A 20,192-nucleotide genomic window follows, 5' to 3' on the forward strand; every position below is an offset into this window, starting at 1 on the left:
ATTTTAGGTGTTTGATAGTAGGGTGATTTACCGGCTTAAAACATGGAGATTTTTTATGTTAAGAAAGAATTAGTCTGTTTTTATAAGCCCCGACAATTGTAAAGCCAACTTATTTTATCTGCTTCAAATCTGGATTTAAGGAAAAATATAATTCTTTAGATTCTTTTAAATATTTATCCCAATTTTTATGTTTTTTCATTCTTTGCCATCTGTAATCTGAACCAACTCCTCTATGGTTAATTACAAAATCTCCATTAGTATGTATGATAAGATACCAATAGGCAGTATTATAACTGTTATTATGAAATATTTTACGAATTAAACCCAAGTGGTCCTTCTGCCAAGATTCTTTTCTAGTACTTAAATCATTACTTTTATTTACATTATAATAATGATAAACATTTAAAAATTTATTTGAATTGGCCTGAACACATTTCTTATGTATCCTCGCAAAGGTCTCATAAGAGTCTATATGACGATGATTACCATTTTTCAGTTTAATTATAGAGTCCTTTATAGGAAAGCTTTTTTTAGCTTTTAAAGTGTCATTATAGTGTATAAGTATGGACTTAGTAGTATCTACTGCATTACGTTGTTTGAGAAGACTAAATAGTTGATGTCTTTTACTTTTAGACAAATTACCCATGAAGTATTTAAGAAACACACGCTTAACTACTAGAGAATCGGAATCATAGCTGTACGCATAGTATAAGGGTGAGTTCAGTTTTTTAGTAAATACTGATTTGGATATTTTATTTAGGTTTTCATCGACATAAATTTGCGTCTTTTCTTGCGCATAATTTTTCAAACAAAATATCAAAATCAATAAAAAAGAAAATTTTCTCACTACATCTTTTTTAAAACCCAATCCCTTGCATTGGTAAACGCTTCTAGCCATGGCGATACTTCATCAGTTCTATCCGAAGGGTAATGCGCCCAGTTCCAAGGAAAAGTAGAACGCTCTATATGTGGCATGGTGACCAAATGCCTTCCCGTAGTATCACAAAGCATAGCGGTATTATAATCACTACCATTAGGATTTGCTGGATAGGTCTCATAACCATACTTAGCTACGATGTCATATTGGTCTTCCGGGTTCGGTAGGCTAAACTTACCTTCTCCATGGGAAATCCATACGCCCAAAGTGGCTCCGGCCAAACTGGATAACATCACCGAGTTATTTTCTTGAACCTGAACCGATGTAAAGTTGCTCTCGTGTTTGTGAGAGTCGTTATAGGTCATTTTACCATGGGTTTTATGCTCTGGGTTGATGAGGTCTAACTCCATGAATAGTTGACAACCGTTACAAATACCAACAGATAGAGTATCAGGCCTTGCAAAGAAATCCTTAATGACCTTGTTCGCTTTTTCGTTGTATTTAATGGCTCCTGCCCAACCCTTGGCGCTTCCCAACACATCTGAGTTAGAAAATCCGCCTACGGCGCCTAAAAACTGAATATCTTCCAAAGTTTCACGACCAGAAATTAAATCGGTCATATGAACGTCCTTCACATCAAAACCGGCCAGGAACATAGCGTTTGCCATTTCACGTTCGGAGTTACTGCCTTTTTCTCTAAGGATGGCTGCCTTTGGAGCCCCATCCCTGGCATCCCCAAAGGGGAAGGAGTGAGTTAGTTTTCCTGTAAAATCAGTTGGAAAAAAATATTTTAAAGGCTGCTCCTTGTAATTATCAAAGCGGTCTTTTGCTAATCCGTTCGCGGTCTGTTTGTCATCCAATAAATACGAAGTTTTAAACCAAGTATCGCGCAGTGAGTTTACATTGAGCCCCATTTCCATACCACCATTTTTAATACGCAGCGTAGGTTCAGAAGTAACGCTTCCTATGCGTTTAATGTCAATGTTGGCATCCAAAAGCATTTGTACGATCACATTATCTTTCAATTGAAAAACAATACCTGCATTTTCGGCAAACAATAGTTTTATGCTGTCAGTCTCTCCTAAGTTGGTTAAATCCAAATCGGCTCCCAAATCTGTATCCGCAAAACAAAGTTCTAACAATGTTGTTATCAACCCGCCAGACGCAACATCATGACCTGCAAGTACTTGACCTTCCTTGATCAAAGTTTGTATTAAATCGAAAACCGACTTAAAATACGCATCGTTCTTAATGGTCGGAGCTTCATTTCCTATGGCATTTCGCACTTGTGCAAAAGAAGAGCCACCAAGTTTATAGGCATCCTTGGAAAGATTTACGTAGTAGATATCGCCTCCGTCTTTTTGTAATACAGGCTCTACCACTTTGGTGATATCGTTACAGTTTCCAGCTGCCGAAATAACGACCGTTCCCGGAGCAATAACATCACCGTCTTTATATTTTTGTTTCATGGAAAGCGAATCTTTCCCTGTAGGTACGTTAATGCCCAGTGCGATGGAGAAATCCGATATTGCCTGTACCGCTTCGTATAACCGGGCATCTTCCCCTTCGTTTTTGCACGGCCACATCCAGTTAGCGGAAAGTGACACGGATTGGAGTCCGTCTTTCATAGGAGCCCAGATAATATTCGTTAAGGCTTCCGCAATACTATTCTTGCTTCCGGCAGCAGGGTCTATGAGTCCAGAAATAGGGGAGTGACCAATACTGGTCGCAATACCCTCTTTTCCTTTAAAATCCAAGGCCATAACCCCAACATTGTTTAAAGGCAATTGTAATGGCCCGGCACATTGTTGCTTGGCGACCTTACCGCCCACACATCTATCTACCTTATTGGTAAGCCAGTCTTTGCAAGCCACAGCTTCTAACTGTAATACCTGTTCCAAATACTCGTGGAAAACCGCTAATGAATACTCAGGATTTTCATAGTTTCTCTTTACCGTACGATCCGTCATAACGGTTTTGGGCGAACTTCCAAAAATATCCGACAGCTGCACATCCATAGGTTTCTCTCCCGTCGTGGCCGACTCAAACGTAAAACGGTCGTCTCCCGTTACGTCACCTACCTCATATATCGGTGAGCGCTCCCGTTCGGCAATACGTTGTAGTAAATCCACATCTTTTTTTCCTATTACCAATCCCATTCGTTCTTGGGATTCGTTGCCTATAATTTCTTTAGCGGATAGGGTAGGGTCGCCCACCGGAAGTTTATCCAAATCTATTTTACCGCCTGTTTCCTCTACCAGTTCGGAGAGGCAGTTGAGGTGGCCACCTGCGCCATGGTCGTGAATGGAGACAATGGAATTTTTATCGCTCTCGACCATACCACGAATTGCGTTCGCCGCACGTTTTTGCATTTCCGGATTGGAACGTTGTATGGCGTTCAATTCTATAGCGGAACTGAATTCGCCCGTATCTGCACTAGAAACCGCAGCACCACCCATACCAATACGGTAATTATCGCCCCCAAGGATGACGATTTTGTCACCGGTTTCCGGTTTGTCTTTTAGAGCCTGTTCTGCTTTTCCGTAACCAATACCACCGGCCTGCATAATAACCTTGTCGTAGCCTAATCTTCTGTGCTCTTCCTCGTGCTCAAAAGTGAGTACAGAACCAGTAATTAAAGGTTGCCCGAATTTATTTCCAAAGTCGGAAGCACCGTTAGAGGCCTTGATTAGAATATCCATGGGTGTTTGATAGAGCCATGGCCGTTCTGCCATGCCCTTTTCCCATTCCCTATCAGCTTCTAACCGTGATAGGGCAGTCATGTAAACAGCAGTTCCCGCTAAGGGAAGCGAGCCTTTTCCACCCGCCAGTCTATCCCTGATTTCTCCACCAGAGCCTGTAGCGGCACCATTAAAGGGCTCCACGGTCGTTGGAAAGTTATGTGTTTCCGCTTTTAGGGAAATCACCGAATCAAATGGTTCTTCTTGATAAAAATCGGGTTTGTCGGCTGTTTTAGGGGCGAATTGCACCACTGTAGGCCCTTTTACAAAGGCCACGTTATCTTTATAGGCCGATATGATATCGTTATGATTTTCTTTAGAGGTCTTTTTGATAAGTTTAAAGAGTGACGAAGGCATTTCCTTACCATCGATAACAAAAGTGCCGTTAAAGATTTTATGACGGCAATGTTCCGAGTTTACTTGGCTGAACCCAAAAACCTCCGAATCCGTAAGTTTTCTGCCGATTTTTTCTGCTAGACCTACTAAATAGGCTACTTCCTCATCGCTCAAGGCCAAACCTTCCTGTTGGTTGTAGGCGGCGATATCATCAATGTCCTGAATAGCTTCCGGTTGCACATCGACCTTAAAAATATCCTGGTGCAGTTGCTCGTATTTTTGAAAGAGCATAGGGTCAAAGTCGACAGCTACTTTTGAGGAAGTTTTAAACTCCTCAATACGGATTATACCGGTAATGCCCATGTTTTGGGTAATCTCCGTGGCATTGGTACTCCATGGGGTAATCATTGCGGCTCGGGGACCAACAAAAAAGGCGTCTAGGGACGCCGCTTGTATTCGAGGTTGGTTGCCGAACAACCATGTTAATTTTTCTATGTCTGTGGAAGAAATTTCTTGAGCAGTTTGGACGGCAAAAATTGTAGTTGCCAAGTCTCCAAAGAAATGAATCATATGGGATAGTTTAAAAAAATACGCCATGGCTTATATTCCATGGTAACATTAAAATTGTCATCCCGAACCTGCTTCGGGACCTTTACAAATTTGAAAGAACAAATTTACAATTTTAAGTGCGAATTTTTAATGGGACGCGCAGTAGTTTTCAACCATTGGTGTTGATAGTTTTAGGGGGCGTATCGGTGCGACTAATATGCCTTAAAATCACCGTAATTAACGAAGGTGGTATCGTTCTGAATTTCAAACCGAATCCAACTGTCCAGCGCACCACCATTGGTGTAATAGCCATGGTTTTCTGTTACCGTGCTACCATCTTGGCGGATATAGGACAAGGTATAATGCCCGTCTAATTTGTTGTTTTTCATATTCAGAAAATCTTCGCGGTAGTCCTTTGGCGCAATCTCGTCAAAAGTGATGCTGTCCAAATTTTCCGAAGTGGAGATTTTTATATGGGTCACCGGATGATCCGAGACGTTCTCAATTTTAAGTAAAACGCCCTTGTCTTTAAAGAGAAAACAGGAGGAGAGGGTTAGGAGGTATACAAAGAGAATTACTTTTTTCATATTTAGGATTAGAGGTTGATAAGAATTGACTTCAAGATATGTCAAGATTGACCAATTTTCAGATTATTCCTTATCTGTTATTGGAACTAGTTCGATAGATTCGACTAATAATACAAACGTCTGCGTCTTCTTATTGCCAATCAAAAAGCGTAATTCTTCAATTGTGTTTTGGTCAAAGTTGGGTAGGTCTACTTTTCTACCACGGAAGGTAGGTCGCAGGTCCGCTAAAGTAAATTCTAGCGTTTGCCAGTCGCCTGTAGTATTAAACTCCGTAATATAACTGTAGTAGGCCTGGCGGTCATGTTTTACACGAAACTGGTATAATTTTCCATCGCCCTTTAAACGAATGCGAATTATACTTTTGGGGCTCACGTTTAGGGTTTCCATAACGTAGCGTACGGAGGAGAATCCACCATTATTTTCTAAGGAAACTTCACCAGAGAATTTGCCGTAACCTTCTTCGGATAGCGAAAAGGAGCCAGAGGAACGGCCGCCCATGACCACATCGTCTACTACTTTCCAGTTGTTGGTGGTTGGATTTTCTTTAAAGTTTACGATGGTCTGTGCTGGCATAGGAATAGAATTTAGAAAAGTAATAAGTATTAGTAATTTAGTGAACATAAGTACGCCAAGGATACGTTATTTATAGGTATTATCTTAATGCAATCACATTTATAAAGAGCTATGGATTTAAAGCCTTTAGCCAAAAGCCAATAGCTGTTAGCCGCCAACTACGCTTTCACAAACACCATACAATGCTGCCAGGGTAGGTTCGTAAGGTTCTCTTCCAGTACAAGCCCCACGGCCTTCATTTCTTTTATGGCTTGGGCTTCCGTCATTTTATGTAATCTTTTTATGGGCACATTTGGGTCTTCGCTGCGGTATTCTATGAGATAAAGTTTACCATTGGGTCGCATTGCTTTTTTGAGAGAAGTCATCATCTCATAAGGGAAACTCATTTCATGGTAGACGTCCACAATAAGTACCTTATCCACAGAATTGGGTTTGAGGTTCACGCTTTTTTCACTGCCCTTTACCAAGCTTACATTAGCGAATTTACCCTCAGATTTTTTATTCCGCATGGCGGTCAACATTTCTTCCTGGATATCAACAGCGTAGATCGTCCCTTGAGTAGCCATGGTAGCCATTTTAAATACGTGATAACCAGAACCCGCACCTATGTCGGCAATGTCATCGGTTTTGGAGATATTCATGTTCTTTAAAAGGGTGCTGGTGTTTTCTTCGGTCTCACGCTCATCGCGTTCTAGCCAAGACATGCCTTGGTAACCCATGACATGTGCAATTTCACGACCCATATACCGTTTCCCGATACCACTACGGTCACCCTCCTCAAACGAATAGCGATTTTCTTGAGCGGCTAGAGAACTTGTGACTAATAAAAGGAACAGCACAAGGAATTGTGGAATTCTATTTTTCATTTAAATATGGGTTTTCTTTTACTCGATAATCGAGATTTATAATGTTCCGATGCTTGCGTCGAAATAACTATTAACTTTCCTTCAAATGTTTCATGGGCTTGCTCCGAGATAATTTTGTATAGCCGCCTAAAGGTACAAATTAGAGGATTGTCGAAGACTTAAGGAAAGTTTAAAGTTGACTGGAAATAGAGTTAGCGTTCTACACACCCCTTAATCCCCTCTTTCTAGAGGGGAAACTAATGCGCTTTACTATAGGCTTGAATAAGTATGCACAAAGGCTTCCCTCCTAATAAGGCGACGCTGCGTATGCAGTGGGCGAGTTGTTGCGGTGGCAGGGGAGGTGTGTCAATGGCAGAGCAGGTGTTCCAATGCTATAAAAAGCATCCCATTAAGTTCTCAAAACCCTAATTTATCGCCTTACGATTTCAAATTTGGTAAAAACACAGGTGTTTCTCATTATTCATAGACTTTTTCCGTATCTTTTTAAAGACTAATTCAAAGAACCAACATGAAACAAAAAATCACCTTATTCGTACTTGCCCTGTTTACCATTGCAAGCACGAATGCACAAAAGAAACTATCAAAAAAGCAAATTGAAAAACTAAAGACGGAAGCTGCTGCCATTGTTGAAGCCAACAAAAAACAATCTCAGGTAATGGTAGATAAAATTTTCAGTTTTGCCGAACTGGGTTTTCAAGAAGTAGAATCTTCTAAATACCTTACAGGCATATTAGCGGAGAATGGTTTTGAAATCGAGAATTCCATTTCTGGTATTCCCACAGCATGGTTCGCTACATGGAGCAATGGCAAAGGTCCAACAATCGCTTTAGGTAGCGATGTTGACTGTATACCCAAAGCATCTCAATATCCTGGGGTGGCCTACCATAAACCTATAGTAAAGGGTGCGCCTGGACATGGCGAGGGCCATAATGCAGGAATTCCTATGAATATCTCCGCAGCATTGGTGGTAAAACAACTTATGGAGCGCGAAAATATTGGAGGTACTCTGTTAGTATGGCCAGGTATTGCCGAAGAATTGGTAGCAGCTAAGGCTTGGTACGTTCGTGATGGACTTTTTGACGATATAGATATGTGCATTTTCACCCATGTGAGCAGTAACCTCAGTGTCTCCTACGGACCAACTAGGGGTACGGGCTTAATCTCCGTGGAGTACGCTTTTGAGGGAGAATCCGCACACTCCGCAGGGTCTCCTTGGCGTGGTAAAAGTGCTTTGGACGCCGCGGAGTTAATGAATATAGCATGGAATTACAAACGCGAACACCTTCATCCACTACGAAGGTCGCACAGTATTTTTACCGATGCGGGAGACCAACCTAATGTGGTGCCTTCCAAAGCGGCCATCTGGTTTTACTTTAGGGATATAAAGTATGACGGAATTATGGAAATGTATGAAGAGGCCAACAAAATGGCCGAAGGTGCGGCTATGATGACGGGAACAACGGTAAAACATAAGGTGCTTGGAGCAGCATGGCCAAGGCATTATAATAAGGTTATTGCAGAAACTATGTACGAGAATATTAAAGAGGTAGGTCTACCCACATGGTCCGAAGCGGACCAAACATTGGCAAAAGCCGTACAAACGGAAGTGAATTCCAAAAAAATCGAAGGATTGAGTACCGAACTATCTCCGTTAGGATTACCTGTAATAGAGCCCATAAGTGGCGGTTCTGACGATATTGGGGATATTTCATGGAAAATACCCACGGTAACCATGCGTTTTCCTTCTAATATTCCCGGGTTACAAGGACACCATTGGAGTAATGCGATTACCATGGCAACACCAATTGCGCATAAAGGAATTGTTGCGGGTGCCCAAGCCGAAGCCATGACCATTATAGATTTTCTATTAAAGCCGGAGCTATTGACCGGAGCATGGGACTATTTTAATAATGAACAAACTAAGGAGACAAAGTTCATACCCATGATATCGGAAAGTGATATGCCGCCGATTTACTTGAACGCCGATAAACAAGGGCAGTTCCGTTCTCAGCTAGAAAAATTCTACTACGACGAAACAAAATACGACACTTATTTAGAACAGTTGGGTGTGGAATACCCAACCTTGAAGGAATAGGTTTCACCTATTTTATAGTATGATATACCCCTGCAAATTAAATAATTTGCAGGGGTCTTTTTTTTCCTTTATTTGGAGTATAACTCCTTCGTATTTTAGTTTGATTTCTAGACCAATGTTTAATAGTAATATTAGTATGAAAATAAAACTAGGTATGTTATCTTGGTCAATTCATAAAAGAAGTTAATATCACCACGAATGAATGCATCACCATCCAAAAAAACGAAAGAAGAAATGACTTGTGCCGTAACATTTTGCATGACTCAAATAGGAGGGAAGTGGAAACCCATTATTCTATTCCGAATCTCCAAGGGAATTAATAGGTTTACACGACTTCTGAAGGAGATTGATGGTATTAATCGGCAAATGCTGAGTAAACAGTTAAAAGAGTTGGAAAAATCGGGTATTTTAGAGCGAAAACTATTTCCTGAGATTCCACCACGGGTCGAGTATTCTTTAACTCCTTTTGGAAAGTCTTTACTGCCTGTAGTTAAATCGATGCATCGTTGGGGACTAAAGCATCAAGTAAAAGAAAAATCATCAGAACCCGCGAACAATAATCAGTTGCCTTTGTTCGACTAACTAAGGATTATACCAATTTTTTCTCTAGCAACGCCATGTAGAATCCGTCATAACCACTCTTGGAGGCATAGATCTTCTTATCACTTATCAGGGAAAATTCTTTTCCCTCGTCACTGGATAGAAAAGATTTTACTTGGTCCAGATTCTCTTGTGGTAGAATAGAGCAGGTAGCATAAACCATTTTTCCACCAGGTTTTAAAATTTTGCTGTAGCTGCGGAGAATTTCTTGTTGTGTTTTGGTAATCTTATCCAAGAATTCTGGTTGCATCTTCCATTTGGTATCCGGATTTCTTCGGATAACCCCCAAACCGGTACAAGGCGCATCTATAAGAACTCTATCCGCACTACCATATAGTTTTTTAAATACCTTGGTAGAGGTAATTTCTCTTGGTTCTATGTTATGTGCACCATTTCTTCTTGCCCTTCTTTTAAGTTCTTTGAGTTTGCTACCGTAGATGTCCATGGCAATCAATTGGCCTTTATTTTCCATGAGGGCCGCTAGGTGAAGTGATTTCCCTCCCGCACCTGCACAAGTATCTACCACACGCTGTCCGGGTTTTACATCTAACATGGCTGCTACCAGTTGTGAGGAAGCATCCTGAACCTCAAAAAATCCATTTTTAAAACTCTGGGTAACAAAAACATTGGCCCTTTCCGGTAAACGCAGTGCCGAGGCATAGCCTTTAATGGGTTCCGTGACAATACCCTCATCTAATAAGGCTTTACGAAGTTTTTCTTTGGTAGTCTTTAAGGTGTTGGTCCGGAGTATAACTTCCGCAGGTTGGTTGAGCTTCGCTATTTCTTCTGTCCAAAGTTTATCCCCGAGTGATTTTTCACAAAGTTCATCAATCCAATCCGGTACTGCCTCGCGATACTTTCTAATTTGTGAAAGCTCATCAAACTTTCCTTTAATGCGCCGCTCCGGAGTAGGTTCAATTTGTTTCCAATCCGGTAATTTTATTCCCTTTAGCACAGCCCATACTGCCCACATACGAAAAAGGTCCGGTCTACTGAACGGGGCTCTGACCGCAGCAATTTCAGTATACAATCGCTTATAGCGTACCATTTCATAGGTAGTTTCTGCGATAAAACCTCTGTCCCTAGAACCCCAGCGTTTATCATACTTCAATACTTTTTGCACTACCTTATCTGCATATTCGTTCTCATTGAATATGAGGTTTAAAGCATCAATAACGGCAAATACAAGGTTTCTATGGAGTTTCATCTCGGAAATTTAAGGTTGCAAAGGTATTGTTTTCGAAGTGATTACCTTTATTTTTGAGACAAATTTATGTTGATGCGCTACTTCGTTATTATTGTACTATTTATCGTTTGTAACGCCTGTATAGAGTCCAAAATTTCAAAACCCTTTACTTCAGTGAAAATAGATACGGTCTATGAAGATTCCTTAAGTATAAGAGCTATTGAAATTATGGGGAACAGTTTGGCTTTTGCAGCGAATAAAGGCACTTTCGGAACTCTGGATTTGACCACTGGTACGGTCAGGGCAAATATAGAGAAATACCATACTTATATCCCAGAATTTAGAGCGGTCGCTTTTAATGCTACTGATTTTTTCATGCTCTCCGTTGCCAATCCTGCACTTTTGTATAAAACTGGGGAGGACGGCAAAATGGACTTAGTTTACAAGGAAGAGGGTGAAGGCGTTTTTTACGATGCCATGACGTTTTGGAACAACCGCGAAGGCATTGCCATTGGCGATAGTGTAAACGGATGTTTGTCTATAATAATAACAAGAGACGGCGGGCACCATTGGATGAAAATTCCCTGTTCTGAATTACCGGCAAGAATTAAGGGGGAGGGTGCTTTTGCTGCAAGTAACACCAATATTAAAACGATTGGAGACAAAACCTGGATAGCGACGACAAGTGGCCGTATCCTTTTTTCTCCTGATAAAGGAAAAACCTGGAAATCCTTTCGAACACCGATTATAAATGAAGGAGATGCAGAGGGTATTTATTCAATTGATTTCTGGGATGAGAATTTAGGAATTGCCATAGGCGGTGATTATACCAAACCAGAGGCGAATAAGGCCAATAAAGCCATCACAAAAGATGGCGGAAAAACTTGGGAGCTATTGGCAGATGGGCAACCTCCCGAATATAAGAGCTGTATTCGTTTTGTTCCCGGTAGTAAGGGGCAAGAAATAGTAGCGCTTGGTTTTACTGGTATTTCTTATTCTAGTGATATGGGTACGACTTGGAAACGCTTGTCCAACGAAGCTTTCTATACCCTTCGTTTTAAGAACGATTCTATTGCCTATGCTGCAGGTAACAATAGAATTGCTAAACTATCCTTTAGTAGTGATTAGTTTAACGCTATCCGTAAAATCCCAGCTATTCATTATTGCCTTGGGCCACCACCTTTATTGTGCCGGTACTGCTTAATCAACTGTCGTTTAAATTCTTCCTCAGAACGCAGGAGTAATAAAGTTTTTTTAGCTGAGATTACTTTGCTTATATCCTTAATGAAAGATTTGTCCAGTTCTTCTTCCTCTTCTTCAAAACTTAAATATTGCGTAAGTAAATTGGCTGCCTCTTTCTCTGTAAGGTCTGCCGCATCTCTAATTTTGCTTCGTATTTGTGTGCGTTCCTTTTTGCGTAGGGCTTCTCTTTTTTGCTCATAATCGTTATAAACAGGCCAGAATTGTTGTGCTTCTTTAGCGCTTAATTCTAAACGTTCCGTTAAGAAAGCCACTTTTAAGGATTTTATTTTATCGCGCCGCTCCTTGCCTTGGCTAAAAGAGAAGGTTACCGTAAATAGGAGCGTTATAAGAAATAATTTATTCTTCATCTTCTAAATTTAAGTCATCAAAATCATCGATATTTTCATCAAGGTAATCTATGATATATTCATCATTTAATTGGGTGTTTAAAAAATCGCTCAGTACCAATTCATCAACGGGGATTTCTTCAGCAAGTTCGTAGGAAGTCAATCCAAAATCATTATTTTCAAAATAAGTGTCAATATCCGCATTTGCTAAATCATCCCAAGAAACTTCTTGACCGGTATTCCAATTAAAACCTAACACCAAAAGAAATAGCGCAGCTATGGACGCAGCAGCCATATAGTATTTTTTGAAAGGATATAGCTGAACTACTTTTGTTTCATCTTTAGTTAACTTTTGCTGAATATTGGAATGTAAGTTTTCAAAATACCCATCAGGTAGGACAAAACCATCCTCGTTAGGCAGCTTTGGCACTTCTTGGCCTACGGCATCCCTAAGTGATTCCGAAAACTTGTCAAAATAGCCATCGGGCGTTCTAAAAGGGTTATTTTTATCGAATTCTTCCATCACTATACTTTGACTATCAATATATTAAAAGGTTTAATCTTCACTTAATATTCGAGATTTAAAATGAGCAGATGCTTGCAATAAAATCAATAGTAATTTTCTTTTGAGTGCCTCATGCATTGCCCCAAGCTTATTTCTTTAAATGTAACTTAATTTTTTTTACGGCTAAATGATAGGATGCCTTGAGGCCACCTACCGAAGTATCCAATATTTCTGAAATTTCTTCGTATTTCAGTTCCTCGAAATATTTCATGTTAAAAACTAATCTCTGTTTTTCCGGTAAGCTAGCAATGGCTTTTTGTAGTTGAAGTTGAATGGCATCACCTTCAAAGTACACATCAGCCTCTAATTGCGTTACTAAGCGATCTTGGTATGCTCCGTCATTCAACCCCAGTTTTCTTGACTGCTGTTTTAAAAAGCTTAAAGATTCGTTTGTGGCTATACGGTACATCCATGAGAACAGTTTGCTGTCTCCTTTAAACCCTTCGATATTGCGGTATACCTTAATAAAGGTATTCTGTAATACATCATCTGCATCATCATGGTTTAATACGATTCTCCTGACATGCCAATACAATCGCTCTTTATAAGTGCTCACTAACACCTCAAATGCTTTTGTTTGAGTTTTTTTGTTTTTTAGTTCTTTAACTAAAGTTTCTTCGGCAACCAAGCGTGTGTAAATTTTCAATTAAGACCGTTAGATACTTGAAAGGTTTAATTTGTACTATGGACAAATTGGGTTTTGGGAACCACGAAGGGGGATATAAATGTTTTTATGAAGCCCCGAGCGATTGCATATCAACCAATTTCTTATACGCCCCATTTTTTGCAAGTAATTCTGAATGAGACCCTTGCTCTACGATTTCTCCCTTTTGGAGCACTACAATGTTGTCCGCATTCTGAATAGTGGATAGTCGGTGCGCAATAACGATAGACGTTCGGTTCTTCATCATCTTTTCTAGTGCATCTTGTACCAGTCTTTCACTTTCTGTATCCAAAGCGGAGGTGGCCTCGTCCAAAATCATAATTGGTGGATTCTTTAAAACCGCCCGTGCTATGGACAAACGCTGTTTTTGACCACCACTTAGTTTATTGCCGCTATCGCCAATGTTGGTGTCATAACCCTTTGGCAGGTCCATTATAAAATCATGGGCATTTGCAATTTTGGCCGCATCTTGGATTTCTTCCAAAGAAGCTCCTTCTTTCCCTAAACCAATATTGTTCTGGACGGAATCATTAAAGAGAATGGAATCTTGCGTAACCAGGCCCAATAGCCCTCGAAGCGATTTTTTTGAAAGGTCCTTTATATCAATTCCATCTATTTTGATGGTGCCTTCGTTCACATCATAAAAGCGTGTTACCAGATTGGCGATAGTACTCTTGCCACTACCGGACTGACCTACCAAAGCCACCGTGCCTCCTTTGGGTACATTTAGGTTAAAATTCTTTAACACATAGTCCTCCTCATACTTAAAAGAAATATTTTCGAGTGTAATAGTGCGTTCAAAAAGTGTTTTCTCTGTGGCATTTGCAATCTCTGCAATAGGGTTTTTGGTTTCTAGTATTTCCAATACCCGCTCCGCAGCGGCATTACCTTTTTTAACGCCATAAGATGCTTTACTAATAGCTTTGGCGGGGGTAAGGATATTGTAGGCCAAGCCCATGTAAGCAATGAAAGAGGCAGGGTCTAGTGTTTCATCGACCAAAACCATTTTTCCACCAAACCATAATAAGACACCTATGACCAAAATACCCAAAAACTCACCCGTTGGTGAGGCAAGGTTTTGACGATTTAAAAGCGTATTGCTAAAATTACAAAAACGCTGGGTAGAGGCACTAAAAGTTTGATAGAAACGAGATTCTGAATTAAAAGCTTTGATTACCCTTAGTCCGCTTAAGGTTTCTTCTATTACCGATAAAAATTCACCTTGCTCTCTTTGAACATCATCAGATTTCTTTTTCAGGGATTTTCCTATTCTAGAGATTATCATCCCGGCAAGTGGAATGAAAATAAATACAAAAAGCGTTAGTTTTCCACTGATTCCGAACATAATTAATATGGTAAACAAAATGGTCAGCGGTTCCCGTACTATGAGTTCTAAAATAGAAAGGAAAGAATGTTGAATTTCCAATACATCAGAAGAAATCCTAGCAATAACATCGCCTTTCCGTTTTTCGGAATAGTAAGAAATAGGGAGTGCTGTTATTTTACGGTACATACTATTCCTAATATCCTTGAGAACACCATTCCTAAGAAAAGTGATAAAATACATGGCCAAGTAATTGAATAGGTTTTTCAGCAGAAATAGTATTAAAATCAGTCCAATGACAAGGACAAGCGCTTGCATTTTATCTTCGCCCGCATATTGTGTAACATGATAGCCTAAATAGTCGATGAAATAGTCTTTAGCGTTGCTGATACCTTCAAAAACAGGAAGCTCGGTCACAGGCTCTGTTTGTTCAAAAAGTACATTGAGCATAGGAATCAATGCAGCAAAGGAGAGTGCACTGAACAAAGCGTAAAGAATATTAAAGAAAATGTTTAGATAACCATAACGGCTATACGGTTTAGCAAAGCGAAGAATCTTCTTAAAATAATCCATTAACTCAATTTAAGCTCGCTTAAAATACGCGCTATTTTGGCGTCTAGCGTAGCGGCTACAGCTTTGTAATTTTCTGCTTTATCCAAGCTTGTATTTGTGCTGATATAGAATTTTATCTTAGGTTCCGTACCACTTGGCCTAGCGGCTACACGTGTACCATCCTCGGTTTCATAAATTAAAACATTGGATTTTGGAATATCGATAACTTTTTCTTCCCCTGTAAGGACGTTTTTTGCTGTGGATGTATTATAATCCTCAATCCATTTAACCTTAGAATCCGCAACCGAGCTTACCGGGTTTTCCTTGAAATCTTTCAGCATCTGCTTAATTTCTTCAGCACCACTGATTCCCTTTTTTGTTATGGATACCAGATGTTCTTTGTAGAAACCATAGTCAACATAACAATCAATTAAATCTTTATAAAAAGAGCTACCGTTTGCCTTTGCCTGTGCTGCAATTTCGCAAGCCAGTAGGGTAGAGGTTACGGCATCTTTATCACGAACAAAATCACCCACCATATATCCAAAACTTTCTTCACCACCTCCTATAAAATCGGATTCCGGGAAATCCTTAATCATTTTTCCAATCCATTTAAAACCGGTCAAAGCTGTTTTAAACTCAACTCCATAGGCTTTGGCCATTGCTTCCATCATAGGTGTAGAAACAATGGTGGTTGCTATAAACTCATTACCCTTAAAACCTAAATCTTTTCTTTTTTCTAAAAGGAACTTCGTCATTAGCACCATGGCCTGGTTTCCGTTGACGATTTCCATTTTTCCGTCCAGATTTCTAACAGCGATACCCAATCGGTCACTATCTGGGTCCGTACCCACAACCATATCCGCACCTATTTCCTCTGCTTTGGCCACTGCCATGGATAAAGCTTCGGATTCCTCTGGATTAGGTGACTTTACCGTTGGGAAATTACCATCCGGTTTGGCCTGTTCTTCAATTACTGTCACATTTTTGTATCCAGCTCTTTTTAGAACTTCTGGTATAGCTGTTATAGAAGTACCATGAAGGGAGGTGAAGACAATTTTAAAATCATCTTTTCCAGCGGCATTGAAGTTTCCATTTTGGACGGATGCTTCTATGAAGGCCTCGTCAACTTCTTTGTCAATTACCGCGATCAAACTATCATTAGCTTCAAACTTAATGGCCTCAACACTCAAGGAGTTGATTTCCGCAATAATTTCCCCATCTTGAGGCGGTACAATCTGTCCGCCATCTGTCCAGTATACTTTATAACCGTTATATTCTGGAGGATTGTGTGATGCCGTTAGTACAATTCCTGCGTGGCAATCTAAATGACGTACCGCAAAAGAAAGTTCTGGAGTGGTACGTAATTCAGAAAAGAGGTATACTTTAATTCCGTTTGCGGAAAAAACTTCGGCCACGGTTCTTGCCAGCGTATCGCTATTATGGCGACAATCAAAAGCAATAACTACTTTTATATCCTCTCCCGCATACGTCTTATTGAGGTAATTGCTTAAGCCTTGCGTACTTTTACCCAGAGTGTATTTGTTAATTCTATTGGTGCCAACGCCCATTACACCGCGCATACCACCCGTTCCAAATTCCATATTTTTATAGAATCTGTCCTTTAGTTCATCGGTGTCGGTATCAATTAAATGTTGAATTTCTTTTTTAATGGCTGGGTCAAAAAAATCGGTCATCCAGCTTTTGGCGGTATCAAGGAAGTTATCCATGTAATCTGTTTTAGTGTTAGTAATTAAATTTACAAAGAAAATTAAATTTAAGCGTCACTAGAGGGCTATCTTATCGGCAATGACATATCTTTTTTCCTCTCGTTTGGATCGTATCATAATTTCTCCTAAAAATCCGGCTAAAAACAACTGGGTTCCAATAACCATGGATGTCAGTGCAATATAGAATTGAGGTCTATCGGTTATTAGTCTTCCAAAGGGATTTAGGAATAATTTATCGATACCCAAATATAGCGCAAAGCCAAAACCGATGAGGAACATGACCACACCTAATGCCCCAAAAAGATGCATAGGTCTTTTCCCAAATTTAGAAACGAACCAAATCGTAATCAGGTCCAGAAAGCCGTTAATAAAACGTTCCATACCAAATTTTGTCTTTCCGTATTTTCTAGATTGATGCTGTACTACCTTCTCGCCAATTTTAGAGAATCCGGCGTTTTTGGCCAAAACAGGAATGTAGCGGTGCATCTCCCCGGAAACTTCAATGGTTTTGATTACGGTTTGGTCATATGCTTTTAAGCCACAATTGAAATCGTGCAGTTTTACTCCAGAAGTCCTGCGAGCGGCCCAGTTAAATAATTTGGAGGGTAGGTTTTTGAAAATAATGGAGTCGTATCTTTTTTTCTTCCACCCAGATATAAGGTCGTAACCCTCTGAACGAATCATGTTGTAAAGGGCTGGAATTTCCTCAGGGTTATCCTGCAAGTCAGCATCCATAGTAATTACTACTTCTCCGGAAGCTGCTTTAAAACCTGCATGGAGCGCTTGCGATTTCCCAAAATTACGGTGAAACCGTATTCCCTTAACGTTAGGGTCGTCCTTGGATAGGTTGGAGATAATGGACCAAGAGTCATCGGTACTACCATCGTCTACAAATATGATTTCATATAAAAAATGATTGGATTGCATTACAGATACAATCCAATCATGAAGCTCTTTGAGCGATTCGTCTTCGTTTAATAAAGGAATTACAATAGATAGCTGCATTGGTTGCTTCAGAAATTCCCTTCAAAAGTACAAACTTAGTCTAGATTTTCCTGCTTTTTTAGTACTAAGGCTGGAATTAGTGATACAACGAAACCAATAATTATCGTAATTATGAGACCAAAAATAATTTGCATAGACGGCGTAGTGAACTTTTTTTGCATTTCAAGCTGTCCCTCAATTTGATCTGGTGTAAGAGAAGTGGTCTCCATTAATTGACCTTTTTGATATTCCATAGCTTTAGTCATCATTTCAGGGTCAATGACATTTGCCATTAGTTGATTAAATATAATTCCTATGACACCACCGACTAAACAAACGCCAACCCCAATTTTTAATGCCTGTCCAAAGGACATGAATCCATTATTTGCTTTTTTAAATTGAATCATAGCAAATACCACTGCGGCTAACATCAAAGCAACACTGATTAGCATAACTGCCGCGCCGCCCTTGTAATGCATGTCGGCAGTGTAAAGCATAAATGCAAAAACTACACTTACAGCTCCTAGTAAAAGGCCATAATTAAGTGCGTACTTTCCTGTTTTAGGTTGATTTTCTTCCATAATTTTGTTTTTGTTAAGGTTGATTTATGTAGTTGGTATTCATTTTTAATAAAATGTTACGTTCAAAGTACAAAATAATTTCATCTTTTTTGAAATAATAAATTGGTCATTTCTAGAAAATAACTAAATTTGCAGCCTTAAAACCAGTGCCCGTTGGAATGGGTGCGTTAAAGTTTGAAACAATGCAAAAAGGAATACACCCAGAAAATTATAGATTAGTTGCCTTCAAGGACATGTCTAACGACGAAGTATTTTTAACGAAATCCACTGCTGATACAAAAGAAACGGTAGAAGTAGATGGCGTTGAATACCCTTTGGTTAAATTGGAAATCTCTAGAACGTCTCATCCATTTTACACAGGTAAGGCTAAATTCTTGGATACTGCAGGACGTATTGATAAGTTTAAGAACAAGTACAAGAAATTTGCAAAGCCAGAAGCTGCTGATAAAGCAAAAGAGGACGAGTAAATTATTCTTAGCATATAAATAAACGCCCTTGATATGGTATCGAGGGCGTTTTTTGTTTTAAGATAGCCAAGTTTTTTGCCCTTGGTCAATAATTCTTTCAAGAAGCTTTAGAATAGTTAATTTTGCAAAAAAAATATATTTATATGAATTATGTTCTTTTTGACGGTGAAGTAAGAACTAATCTTTTGCCTTTTACCTTTACGAGACCCGTAGGAGAAATTAGGATAGGGATTATGACCATAAAGGAAAAATGGGTAGGGTACCTGAAAGGCGATATTTCTTATCATACAGTGGATTATTTGGGAACAAAGTATCCTTTAACCCTTGAAAAGGAGAACATATTCATAAATGCATCGTTTTTGCCTAATGAGCAATTAGTTACTGCGATTAAAGAACTTAAAGAGAATCAAGTCTTATATACCGGTGATAGATTGGTAGCTTACCGGTCTAGCGAGGTATTAGAAAATTATAGTTCCCTAGATAAAGTCATTTTTGATGAGGATACTTTGAGTATTAGCTATACTTGGGATGTTTTTTCAAAGAACGGAGCTGCATTACAAGCCGATTTTGATTTTTTGACCAAAGGAAGGGTATCTCAACCTATTTCAAATACCAACAATCTTATTCACCCTGAACGTATTTTCTTGGAAGAAGGTGCAAAGGTGGAATACAGTATTCTTAATGCGACCGATGGACCTATTTATATAGGCAAGAATGCGGAAATTTGGGAAGGTAGTCTCATTAGAGGTGGCCTGGCACTATGCGCTAACGCTACAATTAAAATGGGAGGTAAACTTTATGGACCAACAACCATTGGTCCACATTCCAAAGTTTGTGGCGAGGTAAGCAATTCCGTTATTTTCGGATATTCTAGTAAAGGACATGAAGGGTATCTAGGAAATGCCGTTCTTGGAGAATGGTGCAATATTGGTGCGGATTCCAATAATTCTAACCTTAAAAATAATTATGCTAAGGTGCGTTTATGGAATTACGCCACTGAGAAATTTGAACAGACCGGACTACAGTTTTGTGGTCTTATGATGGGTGACCATAGTAAAACCGCGATTAACACCATGTTGAATACAGGTACTGTAGTTGGTGTAAACGTAAACGTGTATACGCCTGGCTTCCCAAGAAACTTTATTCCTAGTTTTAGTTGGGGTGGTGCTTCCGGTTTTTCCACCTACATGCCTACAAAGGCTTTTGAAGCAGCAAAGGTAATGATGGCGAGAAGAGGAGTGGAGTTTAATGAAATTGAGGCGGATATATTAAATCATGTATTTGAGGAAACCAAGAAATGGCGAAAGTACTAGTTCTTTTTCGAAT

At 39.6% G+C, this 20,192-nt stretch carries 18 protein-coding genes; 5 read left to right on the forward strand and 13 right to left on the reverse strand.

What is annotated here, in order from left to right:
* Window positions 1-109: 109 nt before the first annotated feature.
* From SJY09_RS03340 to SJY09_RS03360, 5 genes are all read right to left on the reverse strand, one after another.
* On the reverse strand, window positions 110-847 hold the full coding sequence (locus SJY09_RS03340) for a hypothetical protein (RefSeq protein WP_396637544.1): 738 nt from the start codon (window positions 845-847) through the stop codon (window positions 110-112).
* Entirely contained in the window at window positions 847-4,524 is a 3,678-nt protein-coding gene (purL, locus tag SJY09_RS03345) for a phosphoribosylformylglycinamidine synthase (RefSeq protein ID WP_396637545.1), read from the reverse strand. The genes SJY09_RS03340 and purL overlap by 1 nt, the downstream gene beginning before the upstream one ends.
* A 191-nt stretch (window positions 4,525-4,715) precedes the next feature.
* Window positions 4,716-5,090 (reverse strand): hypothetical protein, encoded by a 375-nt coding sequence (locus SJY09_RS03350; protein ID WP_396637546.1) that lies wholly within the window; start codon window positions 5,088-5,090, stop codon window positions 4,716-4,718.
* 63 nt (window positions 5,091-5,153) lie between these two features.
* The gene (locus SJY09_RS03355) at window positions 5,154-5,663 is read right to left on the reverse strand and encodes a CIA30 family protein (RefSeq protein ID WP_396637547.1); all 510 of its coding nucleotides are present in this window, start codon (window positions 5,661-5,663) and stop codon (window positions 5,154-5,156) included.
* Between the two features lie 158 nt (window positions 5,664-5,821).
* Complete coding sequence (locus SJY09_RS03360; RefSeq protein WP_396637548.1) at window positions 5,822-6,529, reverse strand: class I SAM-dependent methyltransferase; 708 nt, start codon at window positions 6,527-6,529, stop codon at window positions 5,822-5,824.
* A gap of 508 nt (window positions 6,530-7,037) precedes the next feature.
* On the opposite strand from SJY09_RS03360, the gene SJY09_RS03365 reads away from it, so the two are divergent.
* Window positions 7,038-8,624 (forward strand): amidohydrolase, encoded by a 1,587-nt coding sequence (locus SJY09_RS03365; RefSeq protein ID WP_396637549.1) that lies wholly within the window; start codon window positions 7,038-7,040, stop codon window positions 8,622-8,624.
* Window positions 8,625-8,822: 198 nt separating this feature from the next.
* A complete protein-coding gene (locus SJY09_RS03370; RefSeq protein WP_396637550.1) occupies window positions 8,823-9,206 on the forward strand; it encodes a winged helix-turn-helix transcriptional regulator in 384 nt (127 codons plus the stop codon).
* A gap of 7 nt (window positions 9,207-9,213) precedes the next feature.
* Here the strand turns inward: SJY09_RS03370 and SJY09_RS03375 are convergent, their stop codons facing one another.
* On the reverse strand, window positions 9,214-10,431 hold the full coding sequence (locus SJY09_RS03375; RefSeq protein ID WP_396637551.1) for an RsmB/NOP family class I SAM-dependent RNA methyltransferase: 1,218 nt from the start codon (window positions 10,429-10,431) through the stop codon (window positions 9,214-9,216).
* A 66-nt stretch (window positions 10,432-10,497) separates the two neighbouring features.
* Between SJY09_RS03375 and SJY09_RS03380 the strand changes: the two genes are divergently transcribed.
* On the forward strand, window positions 10,498-11,538 hold the full coding sequence (locus tag SJY09_RS03380; RefSeq protein WP_396637552.1) for an oxidoreductase: 1,041 nt from the start codon (window positions 10,498-10,500) through the stop codon (window positions 11,536-11,538).
* A 32-nt stretch (window positions 11,539-11,570) separates the two neighbouring features.
* On the opposite strand, the gene SJY09_RS03385 is transcribed toward SJY09_RS03380, so the two are convergent.
* The 7 genes from SJY09_RS03385 to SJY09_RS03415 all read right to left on the reverse strand — a co-directional run bounded on the left by SJY09_RS03385 (window position 11,571) and on the right by SJY09_RS03415 (window position 18,399).
* Entirely contained in the window at window positions 11,571-12,020 is a 450-nt protein-coding gene (locus SJY09_RS03385; protein WP_396637553.1) for a hypothetical protein, read from the reverse strand.
* Window positions 12,010-12,522 (reverse strand): hypothetical protein, encoded by a 513-nt coding sequence (locus SJY09_RS03390; protein WP_396637554.1) that lies wholly within the window; start codon window positions 12,520-12,522, stop codon window positions 12,010-12,012. Before SJY09_RS03390 ends, SJY09_RS03385 begins: the two co-directional genes overlap by 11 nt.
* Window positions 12,523-12,652: 130 nt before the next feature.
* The gene (locus SJY09_RS03395; RefSeq protein ID WP_396638592.1) at window positions 12,653-13,192 is read right to left on the reverse strand and encodes an RNA polymerase sigma factor; all 540 of its coding nucleotides are present in this window, start codon (window positions 13,190-13,192) and stop codon (window positions 12,653-12,655) included.
* Window positions 13,193-13,295: 103 nt separating this feature from the next.
* Entirely contained in the window at window positions 13,296-15,125 is a 1,830-nt protein-coding gene (locus tag SJY09_RS03400; protein WP_396637555.1) for an ABC transporter ATP-binding protein, read from the reverse strand.
* Window positions 15,125-16,834 (reverse strand): phospho-sugar mutase, encoded by a 1,710-nt coding sequence (locus tag SJY09_RS03405; RefSeq protein WP_396637556.1) that lies wholly within the window; start codon window positions 16,832-16,834, stop codon window positions 15,125-15,127. The genes SJY09_RS03400 and SJY09_RS03405 overlap by 1 nt, the downstream gene beginning before the upstream one ends.
* A 57-nt stretch (window positions 16,835-16,891) precedes the next feature.
* Window positions 16,892-17,839, reverse strand: a complete 948-nt coding sequence (locus SJY09_RS03410; protein ID WP_396637557.1) for a glycosyltransferase family 2 protein — start codon at window positions 17,837-17,839, stop codon at window positions 16,892-16,894.
* A gap of 35 nt (window positions 17,840-17,874) precedes the next feature.
* The gene (locus tag SJY09_RS03415) at window positions 17,875-18,399 is read right to left on the reverse strand and encodes a DUF4199 domain-containing protein (protein WP_396637558.1); all 525 of its coding nucleotides are present in this window, start codon (window positions 18,397-18,399) and stop codon (window positions 17,875-17,877) included.
* A 182-nt stretch (window positions 18,400-18,581) separates the two neighbouring features.
* On the opposite strand from SJY09_RS03415, the gene SJY09_RS03420 reads away from it, so the two are divergent.
* Together SJY09_RS03420 and SJY09_RS03425 are read left to right on the forward strand one after the other, a co-directional pair.
* Complete coding sequence (locus SJY09_RS03420) at window positions 18,582-18,866, forward strand: type B 50S ribosomal protein L31 (protein WP_396637559.1); 285 nt, start codon at window positions 18,582-18,584, stop codon at window positions 18,864-18,866.
* Window positions 18,867-19,009: 143 nt separating this feature from the next.
* A complete protein-coding gene (locus tag SJY09_RS03425; RefSeq protein ID WP_396637560.1) occupies window positions 19,010-20,179 on the forward strand; it encodes a putative sugar nucleotidyl transferase in 1,170 nt (389 codons plus the stop codon).
* Window positions 20,180-20,192: the final 13 nt, after the last annotated feature.

This window comes from Maribacter sp. R77961 (assembly GCF_044594925.1).
Classification (GTDB): Bacteria; Bacteroidota; Bacteroidia; order Flavobacteriales; family Flavobacteriaceae; genus Maribacter.

What these genes read in the sequence shown, in the direction of transcription:
- purL (WP_396637545.1), bottom strand. Translation starts at nt 4,524, where the DNA reads ATGATTCATTTCTTTGGAGACTTGGCAACTACAATTTTTGCCGTCCAA.
- SJY09_RS03350 (WP_396637546.1), bottom strand. Translation starts at nt 5,090, where the DNA reads ATGAAAAAAGTAATTCTCTTTGTATACCTCCTAACCCTCTCCTCCTGT.
- SJY09_RS03355 (WP_396637547.1), bottom strand. Translation starts at nt 5,663, where the DNA reads ATGCCAGCACAGACCATCGTAAACTTTAAAGAAAATCCAACCACCAAC.
- SJY09_RS03360 (WP_396637548.1), bottom strand. Translation starts at nt 6,529, where the DNA reads ATGAAAAATAGAATTCCACAATTCCTTGTGCTGTTCCTTTTATTAGTC.
- SJY09_RS03365 (WP_396637549.1), top strand. Translation starts at nt 7,038, where the DNA reads ATGAAACAAAAAATCACCTTATTCGTACTTGCCCTGTTTACCATTGCA.
- SJY09_RS03370 (WP_396637550.1), top strand. Translation starts at nt 8,823, where the DNA reads ATGAATGCATCACCATCCAAAAAAACGAAAGAAGAAATGACTTGTGCC.
- SJY09_RS03375 (WP_396637551.1), bottom strand. Translation starts at nt 10,431, where the DNA reads ATGAAACTCCATAGAAACCTTGTATTTGCCGTTATTGATGCTTTAAAC.
- SJY09_RS03380 (WP_396637552.1), top strand. Translation starts at nt 10,498, where the DNA reads ATGTTGATGCGCTACTTCGTTATTATTGTACTATTTATCGTTTGTAAC.
- SJY09_RS03385 (WP_396637553.1), bottom strand. Translation starts at nt 12,020, where the DNA reads ATGAAGAATAAATTATTTCTTATAACGCTCCTATTTACGGTAACCTTC.
- SJY09_RS03390 (WP_396637554.1), bottom strand. Translation starts at nt 12,522, where the DNA reads ATGGAAGAATTCGATAAAAATAACCCTTTTAGAACGCCCGATGGCTAT.
- SJY09_RS03400 (WP_396637555.1), bottom strand. Translation starts at nt 15,125, where the DNA reads ATGGATTATTTTAAGAAGATTCTTCGCTTTGCTAAACCGTATAGCCGT.
- SJY09_RS03405 (WP_396637556.1), bottom strand. Translation starts at nt 16,834, where the DNA reads ATGGATAACTTCCTTGATACCGCCAAAAGCTGGATGACCGATTTTTTT.
- SJY09_RS03410 (WP_396637557.1), bottom strand. Translation starts at nt 17,839, where the DNA reads ATGCAGCTATCTATTGTAATTCCTTTATTAAACGAAGACGAATCGCTC.
- SJY09_RS03415 (WP_396637558.1), bottom strand. Translation starts at nt 18,399, where the DNA reads ATGGAAGAAAATCAACCTAAAACAGGAAAGTACGCACTTAATTATGGC.
- SJY09_RS03420 (WP_396637559.1), top strand. Translation starts at nt 18,582, where the DNA reads ATGCAAAAAGGAATACACCCAGAAAATTATAGATTAGTTGCCTTCAAG.
- SJY09_RS03425 (WP_396637560.1), top strand. Translation starts at nt 19,010, where the DNA reads ATGAATTATGTTCTTTTTGACGGTGAAGTAAGAACTAATCTTTTGCCT.